Here is a 12,305-nt window from a genome sequence, read left to right on the forward strand (position 1 = left end):
CGTGAGCTTTGTACGCCAAAAATTCGGCTCAGACAATACTGAGACTGATATAGTTGACCCTACGCAGTTTGTAGAAGTCATTGTTTTTCAACAACTAAGAGTGAACTAATACACTCTTGAGGAACAGAACATGAAACTTCTCTACACCTTAAATCAACGTCCCCCAAAAGGGATTACGCTTTTACTCGCACTTCAGCATATGCTTGCCTCTATCGGCGGTATTGTTGCTGTCCCGCTCATTGTCGGCTCTTCGATAGGTTTACCTAGTGGAGAAATCGTCTCACTCATTAACGCTGCCTTGTTGGCTTCCGGTATTGTGACCATTGCACAATGCATGGGATTCGGTCCACTTGGTATACGTTTACCTGTTGTTATGGGATCAAGCTTTGCCTTTTTGGGTGTCGCCATCGCCATAGGGAAAGAAGGGGGTGTCGCCAGTATTATGGGCTCCGCACTGGTCGGTTCGTTTGTCGTCATTGCGGCCAGCTTCTATATGGATAAAGTACGAAAACTTTTCCCTACCGTTGTTAGTGGCGTCGTGGTGACATTAATCGGCTTAACCATTTTGCCCGTTGCCATGAACTGGGTTGGTGACTCACCAACAGTGAGTGAAGAGTTTGCTACATTGCCCAAACTCTTTCTTGCAGCGGTTTCACTGGGTATCGTTGTTGCCGTTTCTGTTTACTGTAAAGGTGCAGTTGCCGCATCTGCTATCGTTATCGGTTTAGCTGGCGGCTATATCGTTGCATTATCACTTGGAATGGTAAATCTAGAACAGTTGAGTTCAGCTGCTTGGATTGGTGGTCCAGAGCCCTTCAAATACGGCTTAACCTTTTCTTTTAGCGCAATTATCAGTATGAGCTTGGTGTACATCGTTGTTATCGCTGAAGCGACCGGTGACTTTATGGCACTGGGTAATAACTGTCATACCAAAGTCAGTGGTAAAGATCTAAAACGCGGCTTATTGGCTGATGGTGTGGGCAGTACGTTGTCTTCAATATTAACCGCTATGCCTTTAGCGTCATTTAGCCAAAACGTTGGTATCGTCGGTATTACAGGCGTTGCGAGTCGATACGTTGTTGCGACAACAGGCGTACTCCTGATACTTGGTGGACTATTCCCTAAACTGGCCGCTTTTGCAGTAACCATTCCTAAACCTGTATTAGGCGGTGTCGGGTTCGTTATGTTCGGCATGATTGCCTATGCGGGTATTCGCATGTTGATCAAAGCTGCTGATACTAAGCGAAACGCATTGGTTATCTGTGTGGGACTAGCCTCTGGTTTGGCGGTTACCTTTGAGCCAAGACTACTACAACACTTACCTCATGACCTTTCGAACTTTCTTCATTCAGGTATTACGACTGGTACTATTGTGACCGTTTTACTTAATCTGGTGTTGCCTAAATCGACAGCCAAAGAGCAACAAGAAGCATTGGCCGAAAGTCAGTCTCAAGTGGCGGAAGAGATGGCAGAGCAAGCTAATGAACAAAGCGATACTGTACTAGAGGCAACAACGATTAATTCAGAGCCTACGGCATCACTGGAATCATCAAAAAGTTAACGTTATTGATTTGGAAATACCAAATCAGTGGCTAGGACGACTTTCAAAACGAAAGAAAAGCACTAGGGCAATGTTTCGATCTCATCTAAGCATTGCTATACATTTCAAATACACAATATAAAGACCCTCTTCCCTGCAAAGGTTGAGATGGCTAAGGACTACCATGAATGGAAACAATCTGGATTAAGAATCCACTAGCAATCTACACAGGCACCAATCAACAAGCTGAAGGCGGCATTGTTGTGCGAGGTACCACGATTGTCGAATTGCTAGCACGTCACCAAGAACCCAGTGTTGTGGTCGACTATACCGTTGACGCGTCACAGCATGTCATTACTCCGGGGTTAGTGAATACACACCATCACTTCTATCAAACTCTAACGCGTGCTTATCCTGACGCGTTAAATAAAGAGCTATTCCCTTGGCTACAAGCGCTCTACCCTGTGTGGGCAAACCTTGATGCTGAAATGATGAGTGTCGCCACCGAACTGGCGTTAGTTGAGTTAATGATGTCAGGGTGTACCACCGCGTCTGATCACCATTATCTGCTGCCCAACGGTCTAGAAAACGCAATAGATCTGCAAGTAGAGAGCGCTAAGAAGTTAGGTGTTCGAGCAGTATTCACACGTGGTTCAATGAGCCTAGGTGAAGATGACGGTGGATTACCTCCGCGCCACACTATTCAAACGGAACAAGCGATTGTTGATGATAGTCAAAGACTTATTCGTGAGTACCATGACAAGTCTGACGGCGCAATGACGCAAATTGCATTGGCTCCTTGCTCTCCTTTTTCTGTCACTACCGATCTAATGAAAGAGACAGCGAAAATAGCAAAGCAAGAAAATGTGATGACGCATACCCACCTATGCGAAACCATTGATGAAGAAGATTTTTGCTTAGAGAAGTTTGGTTTGCGTCCTGTCGATTACCTCGAAGATGTGGGTTGGCTAAACGAACGAACTTGGCTGGCCCACGGTATTCACTTTAACCTTGATGAAATCAAACGATTAGGTGATGCAAAGATTGGGATAAGTCACTGCCCTACTTCAAACATGATGTTGGCATCTGGTATTTGCCGAAACAATGAACTTGAAGCGGCAGGTGTAAAAGTAGGCATTGGCGTTGATGGTTCAGCCTCAAATGACGGTTCAAACTTGATTGGTGAAGTTCGCATGGCGATGTATTTACAACGCCTTCAATATGGCTCTAGCAATGTCAGCCATTTTGACGCGCTTCGCTGGGCAACTAAAGGTTCTGCTCTGTCTATGGGACGAGATGATATTGGCGTACTGGAAGTCGGGAAACAAGCGGACATTTCCATGTTTAAGCTCGATGACATTCGTTTTTCTGGTAGCCATGACCCACTGGCAGCACTACTACTTTGCGGTGCGCAACAGGCTGACCGCGTGATGATTGCTGGTCAGTGGCGAGTGCATGATGGACAAGTCATTGGTGTTGATTTGGAATCACTGATCCACAGGCACAAAGCTGCAGCTGTTAGGCTTGCGAAGTTGTCTGTTAATTAGTATTAGAATAAACCTCTAGATACTACAGAGCATGCACTTACCTGATTGGTGTATGCTCTTTTTAATTCCCCCTATTTAGTTTGCAATCACCCAAATACCCTCTATTTTCAATTTCATTGTTAAAATCCATACCAACAACCTTCGAATCACATAACCTTATAATACGGCTTGAGTTGTATAAAAAGAGTAAGCAAGATAGACGAAAGGTTATACAGAAAAATTCTGTCTAAAACCGTTATATACACAAATCAATTACGAGGATAATTAATGTCAGTTACATTAGCTGCAGGCGTAACATTAATCGATTTTTTGAATAAATCGTTGGAGACATTAAAGTTAGTTCAGCAAGAAGAACCTGAGCGAGAGAAGATTTCTCTTCATTTGGCAACTTTAACTCAGCAATTATCTATGACAATGGTAGAAGCTGCTCAGTTGCAAGGGCAGTTAGCACAAAAAAATGAAGAAATTAGACAGCTAAAACAAAAATTAGATGAAAAAATTCAGATTAAATATGATCATAAGACTGAAGTTTATTGGGCAGAAAATGACCCTTCTCCTTACTGTCCAAAGTGCTATGAGGACGAATCTAAGTTGATTCATATGACCTTCTTTAAGGGAAGTACAAGTAATGGTTACATGCCTTCGTTTGCACCTAGCTATAATTGCGCTGTTTGTAAGGGCGAATATAAAAAGGTAAATCGTAGTTAAGTGTATTTAACAAATTGTTCAACTGGATTCCAATCGGCTTAGCCAACGAAGGAGGTTAAGATACACATGGAATATAAACTAGATATAGAACCTTCAGACCGTGACTTAAACGAAATTCGTGGTGGACTAATCAAACACAACACACCATTTTTGGAAGGTATACCTAATTCACAAGTTGGGTACTATGCAGTTGAGGGGGAGAACAAAGTTGGTGGTATTATCGCAGACCTATGGGGTAACTGGTTACTGATCAAGTTTCTTTGGGTTGATGATTCAATGCGAGAGAAGCAAATTGGTAGTCAACTTCTTCAACTTATTGAAGAATATGCACAATCTAAAGGTTGTAAATCTGCACTTGTCGACACTCTAAGTTTTCAAGCTAAACCCTTCTACGAGAAACACGGCTATGAATGCCAAATGGTACTCGATAATTATCCCAAAGATTCATCCCTATCATTTTTGGTAAAGTCCCTTACCCAAAAATAAAATAACTAGCCCCTAATATAATCCAACAACTGCTTGGCTAACCGTGCTAGCGAACCTTTCTCTGGATGAGTATAGGAAAACGTTCGAATACCATAAATTCCCATCACGAGAAACTGAGATAGCTCCTCACAATCTCGATCCGATGAAATCTCTTTGTTCAGCTGTGCTTGGCTCAGTTTGTCTGTAAAGGCGTGCTGCCAATCATTGAGCATGTTGCTAATAATACCTTCGACCTCTTCGTCTTGGTCAGCAAGTTCACTCATGGCTTTTTGCAACAGGCACTGCTTAATCTGAGCACTTTCACACTCGGCCACAACCCCATCAAGATAGAGTTCTAAGCCTTCCATAACCGAGCCTTTACTGTCGAACAAAGTATTAAACTCGTTATTTCTTTCTGAACGATAGTGCTCTAAAGCGGCAACGAGTAAGCCTCGTTTGTTCTCAAACGCACAGTAAATAGAACCCGGATGCAAGCCAGTCGCTTTCTTTAAATCCTGCATACTGGTTTTACTGTAGCCTTTGCTGATAAAGGCATCCATGGCTGATCGTAATACTTTTTCTCGATCAAATTCAGCGCTGCGCATATTGACTCTCTCATCTGATGATATTTATGCATATTATCCTATTTTGAATGATTGTTCAAAAAAGTACTTGAATGATCATTCAAGTTCGTCTAATTTGAATGGACATTCAAGAAACGAACAATAGAAACGGAAGGATCAGCATGGAAAACCTTTTTCAACCACTTGCTTTAAACAATACGATTACTCTACAAAACCGCATTTTGATGGCGCCTTTAACACGCTGCATGGCCGATGATAATCTTGTTCCTACTCAAGCGATGGCTGACTACTACGCTCGCCGTGCTGATACTGGGTTGATCATTTCCGAAGCCGTTATTATTCGACCTGATGGCCAAGGATACCCAAACACTCCGGGGCTATTTACGGCTGAACAAATTACCGGTTGGAAGAAAGTAACCGATGCTGTCCATCAAAATGGCGGTAAGATCTTTGCTCAACTTTGGCATACAGGCCGAGTAGCTCACCCGCATTTCTATGATGGTGATTACGTACTAGCGCCGTCAGCTATTGCTGTAGAAGGCACTGTACCGCGTATGCGTGAATTGACGTATATCGTTCCAAAACCAGCATCAAAAGATGATATTGAACAGTTAGTAGCGGATTACAGTCAAGCTGCAGCGAATGCGATTGATGCAGGGTTTGATGGCGTAGAATTACACGGTGCTAACGGATACCTCATCGACCAGTTCCTTCATTACAGCAGTAATACTCGTGATGATGAATTCGGTGGAAACTCTGAGAATATGGCTAGATTCCCACTAGCAGTAGTCGATGCTGTTTCTGAAAGAATCGGCGAAGATCGTACGGCTCTACGTGTTTCTCCGGGTGCCTATTTCAATATCGAAACAGACGCTCGTGACCGAGGTGTGTTTGATTACTTACTCGTAGAACTTGAAAAACGAAACCTCGCTTATCTGCATGTAGGTATTTTTGATGATTCGACAACATTTGACTATCTAGATGGAAGCGCATCGACTTATATCCGAGCTAACTACACTAAAACCTTGGTCGGTGTCGGCAGCTACACAGCGCAATCAGGCAGTGAAGCTATCGAAGCCAACAAGTTTGATTTACTGGCTATCGGCCGTCCATTAATCGCAAACCCTGATTATGTTGCCAAAGTAAAATCGGGGGATGACCTAGTCACCTACTCTGACGAAATGTTGATGGAACTCGTTTAGTTTCGTTACTTATTTTAGATTACTTTTGATTGCTGGCGTTGTGTAACATCAGTAATCAGTTTTATCTTTAGTTTGAAATTGATTTTATAGAGCCAATAAGTAGCAGGTACCAATCAACAATACTGACTACAGCACTGCCTTTTCTGTCGTTCCATTGCTAAATACAGTGTCTGCTATGCTCGCCTCAATTCATAACTTTGCCGCCAATATCTTTGGCGGCTTTTTATTTTTATAGTCCTATTTCTTAACAGACCTACCGTACTGTCCTATTTTACATCGATTATATTGCTTCATTTATACCCGCTACATACTCTTCCAGTACCTTAGTTAAAGTTTCGAGCTTGGTTAAAAACTCAGGGAGTTTCTCGGTCAACTTGTCTGCATTGTTCTCTCTGGAAAAAACTTCTAATTCTCCCGCAATTCCCATTAATTCATGTGCGCTAATATTACCCGCCACACCTTTAAATGAATGGGACTCCAACTGAGCAATTTCAAAATCGTCATTACGAACTGCGTTTACAAGCAATTCAACCTGGGGATCTATAGACCCCAAAAAGCTATTAATGATCATGACCATATACTCATCTTTATCGTTAATCCTAAGCATTGCTTCGGCTTTATCCCATACTTTCAAAGTATCCATATCATCACCATTGTTGGTGTCTAAGCCTGTTAATTCCGCACTTTCATTATGTGTCATTTTTTTAATATATCCTTTCAATATCTCTTGTAAGTTACGCGTGCTAATTGGCTTAGATAAATAATCATCCATGCCTGCGTCGATACATTTTTCTCTGTCTTCCGACATCGCATTTGCCGTCATCGCAATGATCGGTATATTTTTATATCTATCACCCGCAACCCCATTACGGACCTTTCTGGTCGCTTCATAGCCATCCAGAATTGGCATTTGACAGTCCATAAAAATAAGCGTGAATGGATTTAGTTCGTCCGCTTCTTCAAGCTTAGTAATCGCATCGATACCATGCGCGGCTATATCTGAACTTAACCCTAATTGTTTTAGAATGCCTTGGGCTACTTGTTGGTTAACAACGTTATCTTCCACAAGTAGTAGTCTTGTCTGCTTACACCAACGACTTTCCTCTTCAGGATCTGACGGCTGTAATTCATTGAGGTAATGGGATGTAATCAACGGCTTGGCCTGAGCCAACACTTCACCGCCTTCAATAACGACCGATAACGTATCGAGCAAATCTGAGGATGTCGTGGGTTTGGGTAGATAAGCGTTAAATCCAATATCAGCAAACTTTTTCGCATCCCCTCTTTGCGCCATGGACGTTACTACGACTAATTGAACGTCGTTATAACGTGCTTCTTTTCTGATAGCCGCTCCTAACTGCGCACCATCCATTCCGGGCATTTGCATATCAATAAAGACCACTTTGAATTGAGAAAGCGTTTCTGAAAAATGGTTGTCATCCAATAATGAAAGTGCTCGTGTCCCGCTATGAGCCTCTGTAACCTTAGCTCCCCAACTTTCTAATTGGCTGCGCGTTACAAATCGATTGGTTTCATTATCGTCCACTATTAGCATTGGTACGTCGTCAATACTCACTGAAGGTTTAACCAGTCTAGAGTTTTCACTGCTTTGCAATTCGACGCTAAACTCAAAACGGCTTCCTTGCCCAGATACACTTGATACACCTATTTCCCCATTCATCATTTCACAAAGCTGTTTACAGATAGAAAGCCCTAGCCCAGTACCGCCATATAAACGTGTTGTTGACGAATCAACCTGAGTAAATGATTCAAACAGTGAAGATTGTTTTTCTGCAGCAATACCAATACCGGTATCAAAAACACCACAAGTAAACTTAACTCGATCGTCTTCAATCGGCATCAATTGCGCTCGAATTGTTATTTCACCTTTCTGGGTAAACTTGATCGCATTACTTACAAGGTTGGTTAATATTTGCCTGATACGTCCAGGATCGCCAATCACAATCGATTGATCGACGTCTACCGTATCCAATATAAATTCAAGACCTTTCTCATGGGCTTTATAGGAAATGGATTCAGAAAATTCACCCAATAAGTTTCTAGGGTTAAACTCAATTAACTCCAGCTCTAGCTTGCCTGCTTCTACCTTGGAAAAATCAAGAATATCGTTAATGATGGTAAGCAGTGATTCCGCACTGGATTGTGCTACTTGGGCTTGATGCTGTTGCCCTTTGTCTAATTTGGTGTCGAGAAGAAGCCCTAACATACCCAGTACACCGTTCATTGGTGTTCGAATCTCGTGGCTCATACAAGCCAAGAATTCAGACTTTTGCGTCGCTGCAACTTCGGCTTTCTCTTTCTCAATGATCAACAAATTTTCAGCGTCTTTTTCTGCCGTAATATCCCGAACAATACCTGTAAATAGCACGCTCTCTTCTAATTGAACTTCCGTAACCGATAAATAAATGGGGAAAGTTTCTCCTCCTTTTCGTACAGCAACTAGCTCAGCACCATTAACCAGAATGGACGTTTCTTTTAATCGGTTTCTATTTTTCAGATAATCATCATGGTTTTTCGCGGTTTCATTGGGCATAAGCATTTTAAGATTCTGACCAATCGCCTCCTCGGCAGTATAACCAAACGTTCTTTCCGCTGCAGGGTTGAAGGACTGAATGCAGCCAAACTCATCAGCCGTGATAATGGCATCGGCAACGGAATCTAAAATACCTTGCAATTTTATGAGGTTATCATGCGCCTCTTTCGATGATTCTTGCTCTGACGCTAAAGCGTCATTGGTTCTTTTCAACGCGTTACTAAAGCTTCGTGACAAAACGCCTATTTCATCGTTTGCATCAATGGGAACCTCTACAATTCGTCCCGTGCTCTCATATTCTTGAACTGCGGTTGTAAGGGTCAATAACGGTTTTAGCGCCCGTCTAGACGCAACGACTGCAAAGGCAAGCGCAATCAAAGAAAGAGAAACTCCGAGTATTAAACTTCGGTTTCGAAAATCTTCCAATTGGACCGACGTTAAATTATTTCGACGCTGCAATACCATGTAGAAAAAATCAGAACTTCTAATATCGGTTAATTTGATTTTGGAAAAGTAGGATGAAATGCTTTGTTCTGTCTCTACGTCTTCTTCATAGAAGAATCCCATTTGTTCACGCTTAATGAGCGCCTTATCTAAATTCGGAAATATATCGAATAAGTTATGGTCCTTCCTCACTTCGTGGTCATGGCTCGGCTCAATCAACAATTGTCCTTTGTTGTCTGCCAAATACACATTAAAGTTATCTAAATTATCTTCAACAAAGTCTTCTAAAAACAGCGACAAGTTGATGTTCATTTCGACTAAACCATAAACATCTCCCGTACTCTCATCAAATATCGGCGTTGAGATGCGTAATTCCACGCCATAACTGCCTTGGTCTCGTTCAAAAGCTGAATGGAACGTTTGCCCCTTTGAAAGCAACAATGTTTGAGTAACTAGCGTGTCACCTGCGGTCTTAGCCAATCTGGAAGCAGGAACGGTATTGATACCGTAATCGGTCCTAACACTTGCCACTATTTCAGTTGCATCGTTAGCAACGCCTACATACTGCAACTTAGAATAGGACGATTTACTTCGCATCATTTGTTCAAATATCTGCTCTAACCGCTCTCGCCATAACGCGTAGTTAACCGAATCTTGGTTTGATTCAGAGAATATAATCCCTTGAATGGGGGGCGTTCGGCTCAAAAATATTAAATCACTGACTGATTGTTTATAAATCTGAGTAATGGTTGGTTTTAAAATCGTCGATTCAGAATGTAGCTCCTCGGCTTCTTGATTCAATATTAGTCGTTCACTTTCTAGGTAGAAACTTACACTCACAACGATCGCAACTGAGAGTGCTAAAATGAAAGCGGCAATCGGAAGCTTAATTGCCAGTGGTCGATTCGCGCTTCCCACATTTAGCGTTTCTGTTTGAATCTGTTTCCAAGCTTTCTCTTCCTCTTTCCAGTGAACACGTTTTTCACTCGATTTGGCAAGCGTATTATTTAACGATAAGTCAAACACTAAGCCGCATAGCACCGTACTATACGCCAGTATTTTTAACGCATGGGCAATATTAAAGTCGTTATCAAACAGAGCTGTTGAACCAAAAGCCATGTGAGCCTGAGTTACAACTTCAGGGATGATACTGACCAATAAGGCAAACTTAATTATCGTACGATCTTGTTTATACCATACCCAAAAAAGTGTCCCTCCAAATAAAAATAGAGCTAAAGGCAACACATCAAATGGTCGTGTAATTAACGCATCTTGATACATGGTTTGTGGCAGGGTAGTACTGACCGCAGCGACATGCACAACCGAATAAGATAAGCCTACAAACAATAAACTAATACCAAGTAGAACATACAGCTGTCGCGGGTCATGAGAAAAGGCAGGATCGTCTTTACTTACTCGTAATCGACGACTCGAAATCCAGATACTGATACTTGCACCGACAATCATTATTGACGCATTGAATATTCTTGATAACGCCCAAGTAAAAGGAATGAAATCGGAATTGGGTGCGTTAGCTTCAATCAAACGCAAAGCCGCTAAGGTATGAAAGGCATCAACCATGCCGGCTGAAAAAATTGCCATGCCAATAATAGGTACAGTGATGTCTTTACGAATCGAATAATGTAGAAATGAGGAAAGTGCCGCAATGAACGCAATGTTCACCGCCGTCCACTCTAACAAAGCGTGATGTAACGCTCCCGTCAATACCTTAAATAACAAGTCAACTTTGATTGACCCATCTGAAAACATATCTGGTGTTAAAACCAAATAATCAGATTCAAAACCTAAACCAAATACATTGAGAATAATGGGAATTAAACATATCCCTACAACGGCGTACACGAACATATTACGTTTGTTAAAACGTACATTCATAAGCCTAGCCACTATTTACTTTTATAATATTAACTAAAAGTCTAGACAAGGATTTTGTCAAACGCTGAGTATCTTTAAATTAAAGCCTCTCTATCATTAGCCAACGAATACGTAGAGAAACTAAATTAAGTGCTCACATAAGCTTTGGTATATGCGCCAGCTAACGCCCTTTTTTCCTATATCTTGCTTCACTTTGTACGTTGTTCACCATCTTACCAAACGCTTTATCTTTGGCTCTTTTTTCTGCCAATGTGGCGCTGTTGAACGCCTGCTCTCGCATTAACTTCTGATAGCTGACAAAACGTCTCTCTTCCAGTGTGCCTTGGGTTAATGCAGCTTGAATAGCGCATCCAGGCTCTGAACCATGGCTGCAATCGCCAAATCTACATTGCTCGGCAAGTTCGGTAATTTCTCCAAAGGTATCACTGACACCTTGCTCGCAATCACTTAATTGCAATTCTCGCATTCCCGGAGTGTCCATTAACAACCCACCTTGAGGTAGCCACTTAATCGCCCGATATGTGGTGGTATGACGCCCTTTACTGTCATCCTCTCTGATTGCACCCGTATCCATCACCTCAGATCCCATCAACCCGTTGACTAGCGTTGATTTACCGACACCAGATGAGCCCAAAAAGGCAATGGTTTTGCCCACTTTGCAATAATGACTTAATTCATCAAGATGGCTAGCATCTAAGGTATTGATAGCATGCACCATTAAGAACGGATCAAGTGCTTGAACTTGTTGACGCCTTTCATCGGTTTCATCACACAAGTCAGCTTTGGTCAAAATAATCACTGGCTCAACGTCTGCTTCTTTTGCTATTGCAAGGTAGCGCTCAATTCGACTTAGGTTAAAATCATCATTCAGCGAACAGACTATAAATACGCTATCGATATTGGCTGCGATCAACTGCGTATCCACTTTAGAACCCGGCGCTTTACGCTGAAACAGAGATTGACGATCTAGTAGACGCTGCAAACGATGTGACTCATCAAATAAGACCCAATCCCCGACACACGCTCGTTCGCTATTTGGAGTCAACGATAAACTAACTTGTCCTTGCTCGCTCATGACTACTAATTGGCTACGATGCTGCTCTAACACGCGCCCAACTTGCAAGTTTTCAAGGTCTTCTAAGCTAAGTTGTTGTTGAAAGAATGGTCTCCAACCCAGTTGAGGAAGAGTGGGGCTGATGTCGCTATTCATGTTTAACCTTATATCGTATTGGTGGTGCTGATTTCTATATGACTATTGATGCTCGTTCTACTATTAGCACTTTAAACTATAGAGCAGTAGACAGGTCAAGTTAATCTCATATTCACATCAATTAATAGCAACACCAATCATTATTGATAGAACCG

The 12,305-nt window shown here is 42.0% G+C and carries 8 protein-coding genes; 5 read left to right on the forward strand and 3 right to left on the reverse strand.

Going from position 1 to position 12,305, the window contains the following annotated elements; translation table 11 throughout:
• Positions 1–130 precede the first annotated feature (130 nt).
• The 4 genes from L4C54_RS06880 to L4C54_RS06895 all read left to right on the forward strand — a co-directional run bounded on the left by L4C54_RS06880 (position 131) and on the right by L4C54_RS06895 (position 4,281).
• Positions 131–1,561, forward strand: a complete 1,431-nt coding sequence (locus L4C54_RS06880; protein WP_428807590.1) for a nucleobase:cation symporter-2 family protein — start codon at positions 131–133, stop codon at positions 1,559–1,561.
• A gap of 167 nt (positions 1,562–1,728) precedes the next feature.
• Complete coding sequence (locus L4C54_RS06885; RefSeq protein ID WP_428807591.1) at positions 1,729–3,087, forward strand: 8-oxoguanine deaminase; 1,359 nt, start codon at positions 1,729–1,731, stop codon at positions 3,085–3,087.
• A gap of 267 nt (positions 3,088–3,354) precedes the next feature.
• Complete coding sequence (locus tag L4C54_RS06890; protein ID WP_428807592.1) at positions 3,355–3,795, forward strand: hypothetical protein; 441 nt, start codon at positions 3,355–3,357, stop codon at positions 3,793–3,795.
• A 66-nt stretch (positions 3,796–3,861) separates the two neighbouring features.
• The gene (locus L4C54_RS06895) at positions 3,862–4,281 is read left to right on the forward strand and encodes a GNAT family N-acetyltransferase (RefSeq protein WP_428799934.1); all 420 of its coding nucleotides are present in this window, start codon (positions 3,862–3,864) and stop codon (positions 4,279–4,281) included.
• A gap of 5 nt (positions 4,282–4,286) precedes the next feature.
• Here L4C54_RS06895 and L4C54_RS06900 read toward each other — a convergent pair whose 3' ends face one another.
• A complete protein-coding gene (locus L4C54_RS06900; RefSeq protein WP_428799933.1) occupies positions 4,287–4,865 on the reverse strand; it encodes a TetR/AcrR family transcriptional regulator in 579 nt (192 codons plus the stop codon).
• Positions 4,866–5,005: 140 nt separating this feature from the next.
• Here L4C54_RS06900 and L4C54_RS06905 point away from each other — a divergent pair, with 140 nt between their 5' ends.
• Entirely contained in the window at positions 5,006–6,046 is a 1,041-nt protein-coding gene (locus L4C54_RS06905) for an alkene reductase (RefSeq protein ID WP_428807593.1), read from the forward strand.
• A 280-nt stretch (positions 6,047–6,326) separates the two neighbouring features.
• Here the strand turns inward: L4C54_RS06905 and L4C54_RS06910 are convergent, their stop codons facing one another.
• Positions 6,327–10,940, reverse strand: coding sequence for a response regulator (locus L4C54_RS06910; protein ID WP_428807594.1), 4,614 nt, complete (start codon positions 10,938–10,940; stop codon positions 6,327–6,329).
• Positions 10,941–11,100: 160 nt separating this feature from the next.
• Positions 11,101–12,150, reverse strand: a complete 1,050-nt coding sequence (gene rsgA / locus L4C54_RS06915) for a ribosome small subunit-dependent GTPase A (protein ID WP_428807595.1) — start codon at positions 12,148–12,150, stop codon at positions 11,101–11,103.
• Positions 12,151–12,305 lie beyond the last annotated feature (155 nt).

Source organism: Vibrio lamellibrachiae (assembly GCF_050337265.1).
GTDB lineage: Bacteria > Pseudomonadota > Gammaproteobacteria > Enterobacterales > Vibrionaceae > Vibrio > Vibrio kyushuensis.